Origin of the sequence: Actinomycetospora atypica, assembly GCF_042653685.1 — a bacterium.
In the GTDB taxonomy this organism is placed as follows: Bacteria; Actinomycetota; Actinomycetes; order Mycobacteriales; family Pseudonocardiaceae; genus Actinomycetospora; species Actinomycetospora atypica.
The window spans coordinates 40,539-58,179 of sequence record NZ_JBHSIV010000020.1; the positions used below are offsets into that span (position 1 = coordinate 40,539).

The 17,641-nt window shown below is 75.5% G+C and carries 16 protein-coding genes; 9 read left to right on the forward strand and 7 right to left on the reverse strand.

Going from position 1 to position 17,641, the window contains the following annotated elements:
- Positions 1–7: 7 nt before the first annotated feature.
- Genes ACFPBZ_RS18090 through glxA form a run of 4 tightly spaced genes read left to right on the forward strand, consistent with a single transcriptional unit; the run spans position 8 to position 4,479 of the window.
- The gene (locus ACFPBZ_RS18090; RefSeq protein ID WP_378037488.1) at positions 8–1,627 is read left to right on the forward strand and encodes a phytoene desaturase family protein; all 1,620 of its coding nucleotides are present in this window, start codon (positions 8–10) and stop codon (positions 1,625–1,627) included.
- A gap of 49 nt (positions 1,628–1,676) precedes the next feature.
- Positions 1,677–1,934: a DUF2630 family protein gene (locus tag ACFPBZ_RS18095; RefSeq protein ID WP_378037489.1), complete on the forward strand. Its 258-nt coding sequence runs from the start codon at positions 1,677–1,679 to the stop codon at positions 1,932–1,934.
- A gap of 40 nt (positions 1,935–1,974) precedes the next feature.
- Positions 1,975–2,502: a hypothetical protein gene (locus ACFPBZ_RS18100; protein ID WP_378037490.1), complete on the forward strand. Its 528-nt coding sequence runs from the start codon at positions 1,975–1,977 to the stop codon at positions 2,500–2,502.
- Positions 2,503–2,541: 39 nt separating this feature from the next.
- Entirely contained in the window at positions 2,542–4,479 is a 1,938-nt protein-coding gene (gene glxA / locus ACFPBZ_RS18105; protein WP_378037491.1) for a radical copper oxidase GlxA, read from the forward strand.
- Between the two features lie 59 nt (positions 4,480–4,538).
- Here glxA and ACFPBZ_RS18110 read toward each other — a convergent pair whose 3' ends face one another.
- Entirely contained in the window at positions 4,539–5,873 is a 1,335-nt protein-coding gene (locus tag ACFPBZ_RS18110) for an FAD-binding oxidoreductase (RefSeq protein ID WP_378037492.1), read from the reverse strand.
- A gap of 89 nt (positions 5,874–5,962) precedes the next feature.
- Entirely contained in the window at positions 5,963–6,376 is a 414-nt protein-coding gene (locus ACFPBZ_RS18115; RefSeq protein WP_378037493.1) for a RidA family protein, read from the reverse strand.
- A 113-nt stretch (positions 6,377–6,489) separates the two neighbouring features.
- Here ACFPBZ_RS18115 and ACFPBZ_RS18120 point away from each other — a divergent pair, with 113 nt between their 5' ends.
- Positions 6,490–7,620 carry a response regulator transcription factor gene (locus ACFPBZ_RS18120; protein WP_378037494.1) on the forward strand — a complete coding sequence of 377 codons (1,131 nt, stop codon included), beginning with the start codon at positions 6,490–6,492 and terminating at the stop codon, positions 7,618–7,620.
- Positions 7,621–7,639: 19 nt separating this feature from the next.
- Here ACFPBZ_RS18120 and ACFPBZ_RS18125 read toward each other — a convergent pair whose 3' ends face one another.
- Positions 7,640–8,290 (reverse strand): DUF5134 domain-containing protein, encoded by a 651-nt coding sequence (locus ACFPBZ_RS18125; protein WP_378037495.1) that lies wholly within the window; start codon positions 8,288–8,290, stop codon positions 7,640–7,642.
- A 138-nt stretch (positions 8,291–8,428) separates the two neighbouring features.
- On the opposite strand from ACFPBZ_RS18125, the gene ACFPBZ_RS18130 reads away from it, so the two are divergent.
- Entirely contained in the window at positions 8,429–10,321 is a 1,893-nt protein-coding gene (locus ACFPBZ_RS18130) for a cytochrome c oxidase assembly protein (protein WP_378037496.1), read from the forward strand.
- Positions 10,322–10,389: 68 nt separating this feature from the next.
- Positions 10,390–11,130, forward strand: a complete 741-nt coding sequence (locus ACFPBZ_RS18135; RefSeq protein ID WP_378037497.1) for a DsbA family protein — start codon at positions 10,390–10,392, stop codon at positions 11,128–11,130.
- Positions 11,131–11,140: 10 nt separating this feature from the next.
- Here the strand turns inward: ACFPBZ_RS18135 and ACFPBZ_RS18140 are convergent, their stop codons facing one another.
- Both ACFPBZ_RS18140 and ACFPBZ_RS18145 read right to left on the reverse strand, forming a co-directional pair.
- On the reverse strand, positions 11,141–13,495 hold the full coding sequence (locus tag ACFPBZ_RS18140; protein ID WP_378037498.1) for a heavy metal translocating P-type ATPase: 2,355 nt from the start codon (positions 13,493–13,495) through the stop codon (positions 11,141–11,143).
- Positions 13,496–13,658: 163 nt separating this feature from the next.
- Positions 13,659–14,327, reverse strand: coding sequence for a vitamin K epoxide reductase family protein (locus tag ACFPBZ_RS18145; RefSeq protein ID WP_378037499.1), 669 nt, complete (start codon positions 14,325–14,327; stop codon positions 13,659–13,661).
- Positions 14,328–14,588: 261 nt separating this feature from the next.
- Here ACFPBZ_RS18145 and ACFPBZ_RS18150 point away from each other — a divergent pair, with 261 nt between their 5' ends.
- Together ACFPBZ_RS18150 and ACFPBZ_RS18155 are read left to right on the forward strand one after the other, a co-directional pair.
- Positions 14,589–15,146, forward strand: coding sequence for a GNAT family N-acetyltransferase (locus tag ACFPBZ_RS18150; RefSeq protein ID WP_378037500.1), 558 nt, complete (start codon positions 14,589–14,591; stop codon positions 15,144–15,146).
- Complete coding sequence (locus tag ACFPBZ_RS18155) at positions 15,143–15,586, forward strand: nitroreductase family deazaflavin-dependent oxidoreductase (RefSeq protein WP_378037501.1); 444 nt, start codon at positions 15,143–15,145, stop codon at positions 15,584–15,586. Before ACFPBZ_RS18150 ends, ACFPBZ_RS18155 begins: the two co-directional genes overlap by 4 nt.
- A gap of 9 nt (positions 15,587–15,595) precedes the next feature.
- Here the strand turns inward: ACFPBZ_RS18155 and ACFPBZ_RS18160 are convergent, their stop codons facing one another.
- A complete protein-coding gene (locus ACFPBZ_RS18160) occupies positions 15,596–17,041 on the reverse strand; it encodes an MFS transporter (protein WP_378037502.1) in 1,446 nt (481 codons plus the stop codon).
- Positions 17,038–17,628 (reverse strand): TetR/AcrR family transcriptional regulator, encoded by a 591-nt coding sequence (locus ACFPBZ_RS18165; RefSeq protein ID WP_378037503.1) that lies wholly within the window; start codon positions 17,626–17,628, stop codon positions 17,038–17,040. The genes ACFPBZ_RS18160 and ACFPBZ_RS18165 overlap by 4 nt, the downstream gene beginning before the upstream one ends.
- Positions 17,629–17,641 lie beyond the last annotated feature (13 nt).

A 17,641-nucleotide genomic window follows, 5' to 3' on the forward strand; every position in this document is an offset into this window, starting at 1 on the left:
CCGGCCGATGAGCAGGCCCTCCGGCGACAACGAGCGCGCGGACGCCGTCGTCGTCGGAGCCGGACACAACGGGCTGGTGGCGGCGAACCTGCTCGCCGACGCCGGCTGGTCGGTCCACGTGCTCGAGGCGGCCGGCACCCTGGGCGGGGCCACCCGGAGCGCGGACCTCGCCGCTCCCGGGTGGAGCACCGACCTCGGCAGCGCCTTCTACCCGCTCGGGGTCGCCTCCCCCGTCCTGCGCGGGCTCGACCTCGGCGCCCACGGCCTGCGCTGGGTCCACGCGCCGCAGCCGCTCGCCCACGTCCTGCCCGACGACCGCGCCGCCCTCGTCTCCCGCGACGTCGACGTCACCGCCGCCTCGCTCGAGCGGTTCGGCGCGGGTGACGGCGAGGCCTGGCGCCGGCTGGCGGCGCAGTGGCAGGAGCTCCGCGAGCCGCTGCTGGCGGCCCTGCTCGCCCCGTTCCCGCCGGTCCGCGGGGCCGCCCGCCTGCTGCGGACCGCGGGGACACCCGAGCTGCTGCGGCTCGTGCGCCGCCTGGTCCTGCCCGCCCAGCGGTTCGGCGAGGAGGAGTTCCGCGGCGAGGGGGCGCGCGTGCTGGTGGCCGGCAACGCGATGCACGCGGACGTGCCGACGACCGGCGCGGGCAGCACCGCGTTCGGCTGGCTGCTCACGATGCTCGCCCAGGACGTCGGCTTCCCGGTGCCCGAGGGCGGGTCCGGCGCCCTGACCGACGCCCTCGTCGCCCGGCTGCACGCCCGCGGCGGGCGCGTCGAGAGCGACCGGCCGGCGGCCCGGATCCTCGTCGAGCACGGACGCGCCGTCGGGGTGGTGGACCGCGCCGGGGGCACGGTCCGGGCGGCGCGGGCCGTCCTCGCCGACGTGGCCGCCCCGATCCTCTACCGCGAGATGGTCGGCGACGAGCACCTGCCGGCTCGGATGCGGGCCGACCTCGACCGGTTCCAGTGGGACCACGCCGTGCTCAAGGTCGACTGGGCGCTCTCGGGTCGCATGCCGTGGACCGCGCCGGAGGCGCACGGTGCGGGCGCGGTGCACGTCGGGTCGGACACGCGGGGCCTGATCGACATCGGCGCGGACCTCGCCGCCGGCCGCGTCCCGGAGCACCCCTTCCTGATCCTCGGCCAGCTCACCACCGCCGACCCCTCGCGGTCCCCGCGCGGCACCGAGTCGCTGTGGAGCTACACCCGTGTCCCGCACGACGCCCTGCGCGATCCCGACGAGGTCGCGCGCCACGTCGGGCGCATGGAGGCCGTCCTCGAGCGGCACGCGCCCGGGTTCCGCGACCTCGTCGTCGGCCGGTCGGTGTCCGACCCCGACACCCTGCAGCGCCAGGACCCGAGCCTCGTCCGCGGCGCCCTCATGGGCGGGACGGCGAACCTGCACCAGCAGCTCGTGTTCCGGCCGACCCCGAGCCTCGGCCGCCCCGACACCCCCGTCGACCGGCTCTACCTCGCCGGCGCGTCCGCCCACCCCGGCGGCGCCGTGCACGGCGGGCCGGGGGCGGCGGCGGCCCGGGCCGCGCTCGCCCGCGCCGGGCTGCTGGGCCCGGTGTACGCGGCGGCGATCCGCGCGGGCCACCGGACGGTGCACGGTCCGTCCACGGCCTGACCAGCGTGTGCGTTGGACGCCGCCCGGCCCGGAGGTGATGCTGGGGCCCATGGACGACACCGAACCGCGCACCGACGACGAGCTGGCGCAGGCGATCGACGAGAACGCCCGGGCCGAGCACGCCCTCCGCAGCGAGAGCCACGGCGGGGTGTCCGACTCCGACCACGCCCGGCTGCGGGAGCTGCAGGTCGAGCGCGACCGCCTGTTCGACCTCAAGCGCCAGCGCCAGGCCCGCCGCGACGCCGACGAGGACCCGGGCGAGGCCCACGAGCGCCCCGCCGCGACGGTGGAGAACTACCGGCAGTAGGAGATCCGGGCACTCCGCGTGCCCGCCTAGAGTGGGCGCCATGCGGACGACGGGGCACGGAACGGACATCCGTGTCCACCGTGTCCCCGCCGCGGCCGCCCTCGGGGCCGGCCTCGCCCTCGCCGCCCACCACTCCGGGGGCGGCGCCCGGCCGTCCGCCGTGGCGCTCGCGCTCGTCGCGGCCGTCTCGGCGGCCGTCGCACTGCTGGCCCTGCGCAGCGGGCGCGCCCACCGCGGGCCCTGGGTCGCGCTCACCGTCCTGACCCTCGGTCAGGTCGGGCTCGAGGGCGTGCTCGCGGCCACCGACCACCACGTCGTCGCCACCGCGCTCGCCCTGGCCGCGCACCTCGCCGCGACCGCGGCCGCCGCGGTGCTGCTGCTCGGCGGCGCCCGGCTCGTCGACGACCTGCGCGAGGTGGCCGACCGCGTCCTGCCCCGGCGCTGGTGGCACCGCCCCACCCGGGCCGGACGCACCCCGGGGGCCGTCCCGGGCCGTCGTCGAGAACCCCGGCGCACCGTGCGCCCGGCGACGCGGCCGGCACCGCGGGGACCACCGCTCGCGGCCTGATCCCGGCCCCCGCAACCCCTCGCTCCCCGAGGAGGTGTCGTGCTGCGCGATTCGCGTCGCCTGCGACCTCTCGTCCTGACCCTCATCGCGCTCACCGTGCTGGTGGGCGTCAACCTGCCGCCGGCGGTCGCCTACGTGCAGGACTGGCAGTACCAGCGCCTGATCAACTCGGTCGAGTACCAGCGGCAGTACGGCAAGTGGGACGTCCTCGACCTGCCGCCCGACCAGCGCGTGAACGCGATCCACTCCGCCCTGCTGCCGACCGGCAAGGTCATGCTGATCGCCGGGTCGGGCAACAAGGAGGACATGTTCGCGACGCGGGCCCTCAAGAGCCTGCTCTACGACCCCGCCACCGGGGAGTCGAAAATCATCCCGGTCCCCGACGACATGTTCTGCGCCGGCCAGACGCTGCTGCCCGACGGTCGCCTGCTCGTGGCGGGCGGCACCGCGCGCTACGAGAAGCTCGACGGGGCCGTGACCTACGCGGCGGGCGCGATGCGGGTGAAGAACGAGAACCCCGACGTGGGCCGCGAGATCCCCGCCGGCACCGAGTTCGTCTCGCCCGAGGGCAAGGCCTACCGCACCATCCGCCCGAACGTCGTCCCGCCGGCGACGAAGGTGGCGACCCGGGCCGGCGCGACCGTCACCGCCGCCGAGGAGCGGGTGTTCGTCGAGTCGGTGACCCCCGGGCCCCAGGGCGTCACGCTCCAACCCGGGCTGCAGTACGCGATCACGGGGCTCTCCGGGGCGGCCGCGAAGGACGTCTACGGGCTCGGCGAGGCCCTCACCCTCGACAAGCAGAACTACCAGGGCACCGAGGCCGCGTTCACGTTCGACCCGGTGGCCGAGACCTGGTCGCGGGTCGACGACATGGACTTCGCCCGCTGGTACCCCACGCTCACCCCGATGCCCGACGGGAGGGTGCTGGCCCTCTCCGGCCTCGACAACATCGGCAACGTCCTCAACGGCGAGACCGAGGTCTTCGACCCGCGGACGAACCGGTTCGTCGAGGACAAGGGCCTGACGCAGTACTTCCCGACCTACCCGTCGGTGTTCACCACGGCCGCTCCGGGCCGCCTGTTCTACACGGGGGCCAACTCCGGCTACGGGCCCGCCGAGGCCGGCCGGGCGCCGGGGTTCTGGGACATGGGGACCAACGTGATCACGCCCGTGCCGGGCCTGCGCGACCCGAGCCTGCTCGAGACGGCGGGCTCGGCGTGGCTGGGGCCGGTGCAGGACCAGCGGATGGTCGTCGTGGGCGGCGGCGGCATCGGCGAGAGCCCGCTGACCACGGGGCGGATCGACGAGATCGACCTCGACGCCGCCTCGCCGGCGTTCCGCGCGGGCCCGGTGCTGCCCGACCCGGTGCGCTACCCCAACCTCACGACCCTGCCCGACGACTCGATGCTCATCAGCCACGGCTCGCGCGACTACCGCGGCAAGGGCTCCTCGGACGTGCTCGACGCCCACCTGCTGCGGGCGGGGCCCGAGCCGGGCGGCACCCTCGTCGAGGCCGCCGACCCGCACGTCGGGCGCAACTACCACGGCCAGGCGGTCCTGCTGCCCGACGGCCGCGTGCTGACCGCGGGGTCCGACCCGCTCTTCGACGACGAGCGCAACACGATCCCCGGCACCTTCGAGCAGCGGGTGGAGATCTACAGCCCGCCCTACCTGTTCCAGGGCGACCGGCCCGAGATCACCGACGCGCCCGCGGTGATGCGCCGCGGGCAGACCGTGCCGGTGGCGACCCCCGACGGCGCGCGCGTGACGAAGGCCCGGCTGATGCGGCTGATGTCCTCGACGCACGTCACCGCGGTCGACCAGTACTCGGTGGCGCTCGACGTCCGAGCCGGCGCGGGCGGGGTCGAGGTGACCCTGCCCGGCCGGCTCGAGACGCTGCCCGTCGGGAACTACATGCTCGTGCTGGTCGACGACCGCGGGGTGCCGTCGGAGGGGTCGATGGTGCGGGTGCCGTGATGTGGCTCCGCCTTGTGAGCACTTTCCGGGGCTATAGCCCCGGAAAGTGCTCACGAGGGCTAGGCCCACATGCGCGCTGACGTGGCCTGCAGCCGGGCCAGCGTGGCGTCGTCCCACAGGGCGCCCGGCACCCCGGCGCGGTCGGCCGGCAGGAAGTTCGGGAGGGCGCCGACGCTCCAGGGGGCGAGGGCGTCGACGACCCCCTTCACCACCACGGGCACCACCGCGGCGACCTCCGGGACCATCGGGCCCAGCGCGTAGAGCCCGAACGGGGCGTCGCGGCCGGCCACGGAGTCGAGCTCCGGGGCCCGGGTGATCGCCCCGCCGAACTGGCGCAGCTCGGCCATGATCAGCGGGGTCTCGACGCCGGGGCCCGCCACGGCGAGCAGCGCGTCGATCGCGGCGTCGGGCAGCCCGGAGAGCAGGGCCGAGGAGTCCCACACCGGCATCGGCTCGGTGGGGTCGGCGTGCACCGAGTCGATCGCCGCGAAGGGCATCTCCCCGACGAGGTCGGCGATCGGCTCCACGACCTCTCCCCCGTCGCTCCGCTCGCCCCTCATGAGCTCCCGCATCGGGGCCAGGAGCGCGGCACCGTCGTCGGCCGACGCGGTCGTCGTGAAGCGCAGGTGCACGACGAAGCGGCCCTGCAGGGGCGGCGGGAGCGCCGGGTCCGCCGGCAGCCGGAGCAGGGCGATCGAGCTCGAGGCGTGCTCGGGCAGGGTCGCCACCCAGTCCCGCCACGCGGGCAGCACGGTCGTCGCGGCCTCGCCGGGCAGGAAGATGCCGCCGCCGTAGAGGCGCGCCACGGGGTGCAGGGCGATCTCGACCTCGACGACGACGCCGAACCCGGTCTTGCCGCCGCGCAGCGCGGCGAGCAGGTCGGGGTCGTCGTCGGTGTCGATCACCGCGCCCGAGCCGCTGACCACGCGGGCCCGGAGCAGGTGGTCCGAGCCCACGCCGTACTCGCGGGAGAGCGGGCCGTGGCCCCCGCCGAGCAGGAAGCCGGTGACGCCGACCCGCGAGGACGACCCGCAGACCGGCGCGAGGCCGTGCGGCGCGGTCGCCGCGATGACGCGGTCCCAGGTGGCGCCGCCCCCGACGACGGCCGTGCGCCGGTCGGGGTCGACCTCCACGGCGTCGAGGTGGCGGGTCGAGATCATCAGGGAGCCGGCGAGGTCGGAGGCGATGCCGTGGCCGGTGGCCTGGACGGTGACCGGGAGGCCCTCGGCCCGGGCCCGGCGGACCGCGGCGACGACGTCGTCGGGACTGCGGGCCTCCACCACCAGGTCGGGGTGCGGGCGGTGGACGGTGTTGAAGCACGCGACCGCGGCGGCGTAGCCGGGGTCAGCGGGCGAAAGGGTCGCGGGGGAGGTGGTCGTGGCGACGCTGGACATGGCGGGACTCCTGGGGGGTGAGCTGGTGGCGGGCGGGGCGGGGGTGGTCGGGGTGCTCCCGGGCGGGAGCGACCGCTCGGGAGCGGGGCTCATCGGCCGGCGGTGGCGTCGATCTCGACGGCCATGCCGGGGATCGCGAGGCGGGAGACCTCGACGAGGGTCGCCGGCGGGGTGGCCCCCAGGGCGAGGAGACGCTCGACCAGCGCGCCGTAGGCGGCCAGGGCGGCGTCCATGTCGGTCACGTAGACCACGAGGCGGGTCACGTCGCGCAGGTCCATGCCGCCGCGGGCGAGGAGGTCCTCGACGTTGGCCATGGCGAGGGCCATCTGGGCGGCGACGTCGTCGGCGTGCAGGAAGGCGCCGTCGGCGTCGATGGAGCCCTGTCCGGCTACTGTGAGTATCTGGGTGGGTGCCGGGCGGAGCTGGGCCTGGTCGTAGTGGAAGCCCAAATTCCAGGTGGTCGGGTTGATGCGGACCGTGGAGCTGACCTCGGCGTTCGTCATGCCGAGAAGCCTGGCCGGGGCGAAGGCACCGGCCCATCCCAGAAGCCTGGGGAGTCGCCCACCCAGAAATCTGGGATACCCCGGATGCCACTCCCTGACCTACGCTGCGTGACATGACAGCTCTGAGCGCCGAGCGCGTGCGGGGACAGATCGACGCCCTCGCGGTCGCCGGCCTCGACTGGGAGACGTTCGGCCACACGGCGATGGACACGCTGCGCCGGGCCATGCCGTTCGCGGCGAGCTGCTTCGCCTCGGTCGACCCGAGCACCCACATCGTCACCGCGAACGTGAAGAGCGGGTGCCTCGACGACGACCACGACATCGCGTGGTCCTTCCACGAGTACGAGGTCGAGGACGTCTACGACTTCCGCACCCTGTCCTCCGGCGCGCACGGTCCGGTCACCCTGCACGGGCGCACCGACGGCGACCCGCGTCGGTCGCGGCGGTACGAGGAGCTCTTCGGCCCGGTGTGGGACTTCTCCGACGAGCTGCGGGCGACCCTGCGCGTCGACGGCGTCGTCTGGGGCGGGGTCGCGCTCTTCCACGGCGACGGCCGCACCTTCACCGCGGCCGAGCAGGCGTTCGTGGGGTCGATCTCCGAGGGCCTGGCCCGCGGTCTCCGCAGCGGCCTGGTCGCCGCCGTGGTCGGCGACGACGGACGCCCACAGCTGTCGGGACCGGCCGTGCTCGTCGTCGACGCCGCGGGTGAGGTGGCACAGGCGAACCTGTCCGCGGCGGAGCGCCTCGCCGACCTCGGGTGCGCCGACCTCGGGGCGGCCCAGCTCCCCCAGATCGTCAAGGCCCTCGTCGCGGCCGGGCGCCGGATGAGCACCATGCCGGGGGCCGCGACCCCGCGGGCCCGGCTGCGCACCGCGAGCGGCCGCTGGGTCGTCGCCCACGCCTCACCGCTGGTCAGCCGCCACGGCGGGGCGCCCGACGTCGTCGTCACGATCGACGACGCGCGCCCGCCGGAGATCATCCCGCTGGTCGTGGCGTCCTACGGGCTCACCGGGCGGGAGCGCGACGTCGTCGCCCAGGTCCTGCAGGGCGTCGACACGGCCGACATCGCGAAGTCCCTGCACCTGTCGGCCTACACCGTGCAGGACCACCTCAAGAAGGTGTTCACCAAGGTCGGCGTGCGCAGCCGCCGCGAGCTCATCGCCCGGGTGTTCAACGACCACTACCTCCCGCAGATGGAGAACGGCGCCGGGCTCGCGCCGTCGGGGTGGTTCGCGGCCTCGTAGAGCGGCGTCCGCGGACGGGTCAGTGGCCCACGAGCAGCATCGCGGCCATCGCCAGCCCCATGCCGGCCTGCCCCACCAGCTGCACGTTCCCGCGGACCGCCACGCGCACGGGGGCCGGCAGCGCGGCCCCGCCGGCGGGCACCGGCTCGGGCGTGCGACGCAGGACGACGGCCGTCGCCACCGCGTGGGCGGCGAGGTACACCGCGAGCACCACCCCGACGGCCGTGAGCACCGGCGACGACGAGACGTGAGCGCCGTGGTGCATGCCCTCCATCCCGGGCATGGCCGGCATCGGCGGCGGGAGCATCGCCAGGTACATGACGACCATCGCGGCGTCGAGCGCGAGCAGGTGGACCGGGTGTCCGGTGCACCGGCCGCAGCCGATGATCGAGCCGCGGGGCTCGCCGAGCAGCCCGCCCACAACCAGCAGGCCGAGCCACGCCACCGCCATCAGCCCGAAGAGGACCACCCCGACGGTGGGGGACACGAGCCCGGCCGTCGACGGCACGACCATGAGGATCATCCCCACGCCCATGACGACGTGGTTCGCCTCGGCGGCCGCGAGTCGCCGGGTGCGCCGCGCCCCGTGCACCGCGAGCGACACCGCGCACAGCGCCGTCGTCAGGACGAAGGCGGTCGCGAGCGCGACGCCCACCCAGCCTGACACCACGGCGACCTCCCGAGTCGGTACGCGTCGACCGTACGGGGTGTTCAGGCTCTCTCAGCTTCGCGTCCGAGGTCCGCGCGCCGGGACCCGGCAGCAGGGGGACACTGGTACGACACGCTGTCGTACGAGGAGGTCGCCGCAGTGGCTCGTCGGTACCTGGCGGCGGTCCCGGGGGCCGTCCTCGTCGCGGTGCTCGTCGTCGTGACGGTCGGGGCGTGGGGCACGGCGCCGTTCGCGGCGCTCGGGGTCAGCGCCCCGGCGGAGTCCCTGCGGGTGGCGGTGCCGCTGGTCCGCGTCGTCGCCGCGCTCGCGGCCGGGCTCGCGCTCGGCGGGATCGTCGCGGCGGTCGGCGTGGTCCCCGGGCGCGACGCCCGCCGGCTCTCCGCCGACGGGTACGTCGCGATCCGGCGCGCCGGGCTCGCCGCCGCGGTGTGGGCGGTGGCGGCGAGCGCGCTCGTGCCGCTCACGGTCGTCGTCGGGACCGGCGGCGGCACGCAGGTCCTCTCCCGGCCCGACGCCTTCCTCGCGGCCCTGTCCGCCCTCGAGGAGCCGGCCGGCTTCCTGGTCGCCGCCGTCGCCTCGGGCGTGGCCGCGGTGATGTGCCTGGCGACGTTCTCCTGGCGCACCGGCGTCGGGGCGCTGCTGCCGGCCGGGCTCGCCCTGGTCGCGCCGGTGGCGACGGGGCCGGTCGCGAGCGTGGGCGGCGGGCACGACATCGCCACCGACGCCGCCGTGCTCGCCGCCCTCGCGCTGGCGGTGTGGCTCGGGGTCGCCCTGGCCGTCAGCCGGCACGCCGACCTCGGGCGTCCCCACGCCGACGTGGTGGCCCGGCGGTTCCGGCGCGTCGGACTGGTGTGCGGCCCGGTCGCGCTCCTCGCCCTGGCCGTGACGTCGGCCTACCTCGTCCGCGACGGCTGGGCGAGCCCGTACGGGCTGCTCGTCGTCGCCCAGCTCGTGCTCGTCGCCCTCGCGCTCGCCCTGCACCGCCGGGCCTTCCCGACGATCGCCGTGGTTGCCCTGGCGGTCGCGGTCGGCGGCCTGCTCGGCTCGGGCCTGGCCCCGGGGCTGCTGCGCCCGGCCACGGCGCAGCAGACGCAGATCGGGTTCGACCTCGACGGCCCGCCCGACCTGCTGGCCCTGCTGGGACCCGGGCGCTTCAACGTGCTGTTCGACCTCGCGGCACTCCTGCTCGCCGGGCTCTACGTGGCCGGGGTGGTCCGCCTGCGCCGCCGCGGCGACGCCTGGCCGCCCGGGCGCACCGCCGCCTGGCTGGGCGGCTGCGCCCTGCTGCTGTGGACCACCACGAGCGGCTTCGGCGAGTACTCGATGGCGATGTTCAGCGTGCACATGGGCAGCCACATGCTGCTCTCGATGCTCGTGCCGATCCTGCTGGTGCTCGGCGGCGCGGTGACGCTGACGCTGCGGGCCCTGCCCACCCGGGAGGACCCCGACGGGCCCCGCGCCTGGCTGCTCTCGCTGCTCGGCTCGCCGGTGTCGCGGGTGCTGACCCACCCGCTGGTGTCGCTCGCGCTGTTCGTCGGGTCGTTCTACGCCCTGTACTTCTCCGGGCTCTTCGACGCGGCGCTGCCCTACCACTGGGCCCACCAGCTGATGTACGCCCACTTCATCGCCACCGGCTACCTGTTCTTCTGGCCGATCATCGGGGTCGACCGCGCCCCGCGCCCGCTCCCCCACGTCGCCCGGCTGGCGCTGCTCCTCGCCTCGATGCCCTTCCACGCGTTCTTCGGCGTCGCCCTGCTCGGCGCCGACACCGTGATCGGGCAGCGGTTCTTCGCCGACCTCGCCCTGCCCTGGGTGCCGGACCTGCTGCGCGACCAGTCCCTCGGCGGCGGCATCGCCTGGGCCGCCGGCGAGATCCCCCTCGTCGTCGTGATCATCGCGCTGCTCGTGCAGTGGTCGCGCCACGACGAGGTGGAGGGCCGGCGCCACGACCGGAAGGCCGACCGGGACGGCGACACCGAGCTCGGGGCCTACAACGCGATGCTCGCCGATCTCGCGCGCAGCCGCCGCTGATCGCATCGGGCCGACCGCGCACCGGCCCGCCCCTCCAGGTTTCTCCGACACCGGCCGAGATCCCCGGCATGGGCAACCGGACGCAGGTGACGGCAACGCGGCGGGGGTCCCGGACCCCGATGATCGTCGGGATCGTCGTGGTGGCGGTGCTCGCGCTGGTGGTCGGCGGGGTGGTGCTCAGCCAGCGCAGCGCCTCGAGCGGTGACCCCATGACGCCCGCCGGCTCCATCCCCATCACCCGCGCCGGCAGCCAGTTCCCCACCGAGGTCGACGGCGGCGTGGTCATCGCCGGGCGCTCGTCGTCGCACACCCTCGACGTCTACGAGGACGCGCTCTGCCCCGCCTGCCGCCAGTTCGAGGCGCGGGGCGGCGCCCGGATCGCGAAGGTCGTCGCCGAGGGCAAGCTGCGGGTGCGCTACCACCTGGTGAACCTGCTCGACCAGCGCTCGCAGCCCCGCGGCTACTCGACCCTCGGCGGGAACGCGCTGCTCTGCGGGGCGGAGAACAACGTCTTCCCCGACCTGCACGTCAGCCTCTACACCGCGCAGCCCGACGAGGGCGGCGCCGGCTACACCGCCGACCAGCTCGTCGACCTCGGGCAGCGCCTCGGCGCCGGCCCCGCCTACGCCGACTGCGTCCGCGGCGGGAAGCACAACGGCGAGGTCGCCCAGAACCTCGCCCGTGCCGCGAAGGACCCCGACCTGCGCCACCAGGAGTCGGGCGGCTTCGGCACCCCGGCCCTCGTCGTCGACGGCACCATGCTCCAGCCGGGCGACGACCGCCTGGACCGCATCGCCCCGCCGGTCTAGGCGCCGGCTCTCACGACCCGGGCCGGAACCGCCGCAGGCGCAGGCTGTTCCCGACGACGAAGATGCTCGAGATCCCCATGGCCGCGCCGGCGATCATGGGGTTGAGCAGGCCCGACACCGCCAGCGGGATCGCGGCGACGTTGTAGACGAAGGCCCAGAACAGGTTCCCGCGGATCGTCGACAGCGTCCGGCGCGCGAGGCGCAGCGCGTCGGTGACCGAGCGCAGGTCGTCGCCGACGAGGGTGAGGTCGCCGGCGTCGACGGCCAGCGCCGAGCCGGTGCCCATGGCCAGGCCGAGGTCGGCGCGGGCGAGGGCGGCGGCGTCGTTGACCCCGTCGCCCACCATCGCGACCACCCGGCCCTCCTCGCGGAGCCGGTCGACGACGTCCGCCTTCTCGGTGGGGAGCACCTCGGCGACGACGTCGTCCGGGGCGATGCCCACCTCGGCCGCGACCGCGTGGGCGGCGGCCGCGTTGTCACCGGTGAGGAGCATCGGGCGGAGCTTCATCGCGCGCATCCGGGCGACCGCCTCGGCGGAGGTGTCCCGGACGGTGTCGCCGACCACCAGCACCGCGCGGGCGCGCACCGGGCCGTCGGCGGTGTCGGCCCAGGCGAGGACCACCGCGGTGGCGCCGGTGGCCTCGGCGTCGCGGTGGGCGGCGTCCAGGTCGGCGGGGAGGTCGTCGACGAGGCGGCGGCGGCCGATCACCGCGGGGGTGCCGTCGACGATCCCGCGGACGCCGAGCCCGTCGAGCACCTCGACCCCGGATGTCAGCGATGTGCCACCGCGGGCACCGGACGTCCGCGGAGTGCCATCGCTGACCCCGCCGGCGGCCTCCACGAGCGCCCGGGCCACGGGGTGGTCGACGTCGGCCTCGAGCGCCGCGACCCGCCGCCACACCTGGACGGGGTCCTCGGCGGAGTGCAGCCCGCGCAGGCTCATCCGGCCCGTCGTCACCGTGCCGGTCTTGTCGAGCACCACCGTGTCGACCCTGCGGGTGGTCTCGAGCACCTGCGGGCCGCGCAGCAGGATGCCGAGCGAGCGGCCGCGCCCGGAGGCCACGGCGAGCGCGGTGGGGGTGGCGAGCCCGAGGGCGCACGGGCAGGCCACGACGAGCACGGCCATCGTCGCGGCCATCGCGTACCCGGCGTCGACGCCGGCGCTGTACCAGAACAGGAACGTGAACAGCGCGAGCACGAGCACCACCGGGACGAAGCGGCCCGCGATCCGGTCGGCGAGGCGCTGCACGGAGGCCTTGCCGAGCTGGGCGTCCTGCACCCGTCGGGTCAGGCGCGCCCACTGGGTGTCGGTCCCGATCCCGGTGGCGCGCACCGCGACCCGCCCCGACACCACCGTCGTCCCGGCCAGCACGCGCGTGCCGGGGCCCGCGTCGACCGGCACCGACTCGCCGGTCATCGCGGCCACGTCGAGGGTGGCGGCGCCGTGCTCGACGACCCCGTCCACGGGCACGGTGTCGCCCGCGAGCACCGCGACGTGGTCGCCGAGCTCCACGGTGCCCACCGGCACGCGCAGGGCCCGCTCCCCCACCAGCAGCGTCGCCTCCGGGGTCGCCCGCTCGTCGGCGCCCGCGCCCCCGTCGGCCATCGCCCGGCGGCGCCCGCGCAGCTCGATCCAGCGCCCGATCAGCACCGCGGTGACGATCGCGACCGCGGTCTCGAGGTAGATCGTCCGGGTCCCGCCGAACTGGTCGGGCCCCGGGATGATCGAGATGCGGTGCCGCACCCCGCCGAGCCCCGCGTCGCCGAGGAACAGCGTCCACACCGACCAGCCGAACGCGGCGAGCACGCCCACCGAGACGAGCGTGTCCATCGTCAGGGACCCGTGGCGCAGGTGCTTCGCCGCCGCCTTGTGGAACCGCCAGCCGCCCCAGAACACGACCGGCGTCGCGAGCACGAGCGAGGCCCACTGCCAGTACCGGAACTGCCAGGCGTACGTCATGGCCACGGCGATCACGGGAATGCTCAGGGCCAGGCAGACGAGCGCGCGCTGCCGGAGGTCGGAGAGCTCCGGGTCGGGCTCCTCCCCGCGCTCCGCGGCGGCGGGGGCGGCGGGCGCCTTGACGGCGTCCAGGGTCGCCTCGGACCCGTCGCCCTGCCGGGCCGCACGCGGCTCGGGGGCCTCGGCGCCCAGAACGGAGGCCCCGAACCCCAGCTTCTCCACCGTCGTCACCAGCAGCTCGGGCTCGCACGAGTGCGTCACCGTCGCGCGGCCGGTCGCGAGGTTCACCTCGGCGCTCACCCCGGGCAGCTTCCCGAGGCGGCGCTCGATCCGGGCGACGCACGCCCCGCAGGTCATCCCCGTGACGGCGAGCTCGGTGGTGACGGGCGCTTCGGTCACGGTCATGGCGGCGGGGCGCTCCTGCTCCTCGGTCGGCGGGCGCGCCGACGCTAGGTCGCGCTCCCGTCCCCGACCCGGAACCCTGAGCGCCCCCGGAACCCGCGCCCGTCCACCGGCCCCGCTCCGACGACGAGCGGTCCGTCGGTTGGTCCGCTCGGACCAGTACCTCTCAGGCGAGGCCCACCATGGCGCCGAAGTAGGCCGGGAACGTGGCGACGACCGCGACCACGATCAGCAGGTACCAGGCCGCGAGCCCCCAGCCGTGCCGCCGCACGAGCGCCTCGCCCGCCGGCTCGCCGCCGAGGTGGCCCTCGCGCAGGTTGTGCATCGTCGTGAACCAGAAGATCGCGAGCACCGCGACCCAGGCGACGATGCAGTACGGGCACAGGGCGTTGATCACGACGAGGCTCTGGACGATCAGCCAGTGGACGAACACCACGCCGGCGAACGAGCCCGCCTGCAGCGCCAGCCAGTACCAGCGCGGCAGCTCGACCTTCGAGAGCACCAGCGCGCCGGAGACGATGACCAGCGGGAACGTCAGCAGGCCGATCACCGGGTTCGGGAAGCCGAGCAGCGAGGCCTGCCAGGTCTTCATGATCGTCCCGCAGGAGAGCACCGGGTCGATCGAGCAGCTGGGGATGTAGTCGGGGTTCGCGAGCAGCTCGAGCTTGTCGATCAGCAGGACGAGCGCCACCACCGCGCCCACCAGTCCGCCGACCAGCAGGACCCAGCCGACCCCGCGCACCGGCGCCGCGTCCTCCACGAGGTCCACGTCCTCGTCGACCGGTCCGCTCGCGCGCAGCGGCGCCGTGGGACCTGCCGTCGGGTCGGCCGTCATGGTGCTCCCGTGGTGCCTGCCGTGTCCGGCCATGCTCGTCTCCTCACCGTCGCGGGGGTCCGCGACCGCCACGTCGTCCGGCGACCCCGAGCGGTTCCCGCGCAGCCTCCATCGTGCTCGGTGGGGTGACGGTCAGCCCCGTCGGGCCACGATCGGGAGGGCCCCGGTCGGAGATCTCGTCGCCCGGCACGGACCGATCGGTCCCGGCCCCACTCCGCGCCGGGGAACGAGATCTTGCCGGCGGGGCGGGATCATGGGGCGGTGAGCGAGGTGCAGAGGGCGGGACCGGACGACTGGGTCGAAGCCCGGGCGGTCCGGCTGCGGGCCCTCGCCGACTCCCCCGGCGCGTTCGCGTCCACCCTCGAGCGCGAGCGGGCCCTTCCCGACGAGGCCTGGCGGCGCCGGCTCGCGACCGGCGCCTGGTTCCTCGCCCGGGAGGGCGACGCGGTCATCGGGACGGCGTGCGGCATCGACGATCCCGACGAGGCCGGCACGCGCCACCTCGTCGGGATGTGGGTGGAGCCGGCGCACCGGGGCGACGGCACCGCCGACCGGCTCGTCACCGCGGTGCTGGACTGGGCGCGCGACGACGGCGCCGCGGCGATCGCGCTGTGGGTGGTCGACGGGAACGACCGGGCGCACCGGTTCTACGCGCGCCACGGCTTCGTCGGGACCGGGCAGCGGGGGCCGCTGCCGAGCGACCCCGCGGTCATGGAGTCGCGGATGCGGCGGGCGGTGCCGTCCGCACCCTCCAGGGAGGCACCTCACCGCCCGCCCGGCGGAATGACCCGCCGATCACCCAGGTTGTCGGCGACATGAGCGACGAGACGGCCGAACTCAGCCCCACCGACTGGGTCCAGGCGCAGACGAAGCAGATCCTCGAGACCGGGACCACCGAGGGCCTGGAGGTGAAGGGGTCGCCGATCGTGCTGATGACGCTGCGGGGGGCGAGGTCGGGCAAGCTGCGCTACACCCCGGTGATGCGGGTGGAGCACGACGGCCACTACGCGATCGTCGCCTCGAAGGGCGGCGCCCCGGAACACCCCGTCTGGTACCACAACATCGTGGCGCACCCGCGGTTCCCGCTCCAGGACGGCACGGAGACGAGGACCTACGACGCCCGCCTGGTCCACGGCGAGGAGCGGGAGCTGTGGTGGGAGCGGGCCGTCGCGGCCTTCCCGTCGTACGCCGAGTACCAGGAGAAGACCGACCGGGAGATCCCGGTCTTCGTCCTCGACCCGGTGCCCTCGGCCGACTGACGACACCGCTCACGACGGGCTGCGCGCGGTCCCGCGCACGACGGGGCCCTCCTCCGCGACCGCGTCGGGCACGGGGACGCTCCGGTGGGCCCGCCGTTCCGCGACCGACAGCGCGACGCCGACCAGCGCGGTCGCCCCGGAGGCCGCCGCGAGCAGGACCCAGCCGGCCTGCACCGACCCGAACTCGTCGGGCAGGCCGGTGGTGCGCGCCCCGATCACCGAGACGAGCAGCGCGACGCCGAGCACCGACCCCACCTGGCGCGCGGTGTTGATCAGCGACGACCCCGAGCCCCACTGCGGCGCGGGCAGCGCCGAGCCCACCACGGAGGACAGCGTGGGCAGGATCAGCCCGACGCCGAGCCCGGTCAGCAGCTGGCCCGGGAGCATCCCGACGAGGTAGTCGGGCGTGGTGCCGAGGCGGAGCAACCACCACGTGGGGCCGGCTGCGAAGGCCACCGCGCCGATCGAGGCCACCGGCCCCACGCCGATCCGCGCGGCCAGGCGCCCGGACACCCGCGAGACCACCACGACGACGAGCGGCCCGGCCGCGAGCCCGAGCCCGGCGAGCTGCGCCGACCAGCCCCACGTCCCCGTCAGGTACAGGACGTTGACGACGAGCATCCCGGCGAAGGCCGTGGTGAAGGCGGCCATCATCAGCGCCGCGAGCCCGACGGCGGGCACCCGCACCACGGCGAGGTCGAGGGCGGGCACGGGGTGGCGCCGCGAGCGGACCACCACGGCGACGAGGCCCACGACCGCGACGACGAGGCCGCCGACGACCTCCGGGTCCGACCAGCCGACGTCGGGCGCCCGCACCAGGGCGTAGGCGAGCGAGCCCACCCCGACGATGAGGGCGAGCGCGCCGAGCAGGTCGGGCACGCCGGTGCGCGCGACGTCGGACTCGCGCAGCACCCGGGCGCCCGCGACCAGCGCGACGATGCCGATCGGCACGTTGACGAGGAACACCCAGTGCCACGACGCCTGGACCAGCAGGCCACCCAGGGGCGGGCCGAGGGCCGCGGCGACCGCGCCGATCGAGGCCCACGCCCCGACCGCCTGGCTGCGCCGCTCGGCCGGGTAGGCGCCGAGCAGCAGCGACAGCGACGTCGGCATGACGAACGCCGCGCCGACGGCCTGCACGGCGCGGGCCGCGACGATCGTCCACACCGTGGGCGCGACGGCGCAGGCGGCCGAGGCGAGGGTGAAGACGCCGAGCCCGACGAGGAAGACGCGCTTGTGCCCGAAGCGGTCGGCGAGCCGGCCCGCGAGGGCGAGGAAGGCCGCGAACACGACGGTGTAGCCGTTGAGGATCCACGACATCTGCCCGAGGTCGGTGCCCGGGAAGTCGGCGCGAATGTCGGGGAACGCGATGTTGACGATGAAGAGGTCGAGGCTCGAGAGGAACGCCGCCGCCGAGGTGATGAGCAGGACGGCGCCCGGCCGGGGTGCGCTCATGCCGGGGTGCCCACGAGGCGGCGGGCGAGCCGGACGGCGGCGTCGACCCCGAGGTGGCGGTCGAGCCGGTCGCGGTAGGCGGCCTGCTGGTAGAGCCCGTCGAGGAGCAGCCAGAACTCCTCGACCAGCGCCTCCGGGTCGTCCACGCCGAGTTCGCCGACCAGCCGCACGATGGTCTCCCGCGCGTCCGCGAGGTGGCCTTGGGCGACACCGGCGGGCGCGTCGGCGGCGAGGTCGGCGTCGTCGGGGAACTCGGCGAGGTAGTTGCGGAACGCGCAGCCGCGCCCGTAGCGGGCCATGGCCGTCGCGACCTCCTCGACGAGGGCCACGAGCTGCTCGCGCGGGTCGTCCCCGGCCGCCGCCATCGCGCACCGGGCGGCCTCGGTCCGCCGCTCGTGCGCACCGGTGAGGTACGCGGCGACGAGGTCGGTCTTCGTCGGGAAGTGCCGGTACAGCAGGTTCTTGCCGGTCCCCGCCTCGGTGACCACCTGGTTCATCCCCACCGCGCGGACGCCGTGCTCGTAGAAGAGCCGGGAGGCGACCCCGAGGATGCGCTCGCGGGTGCCCGGAGCAGGCGTTCGTGGCATGGCGCCACCGTAA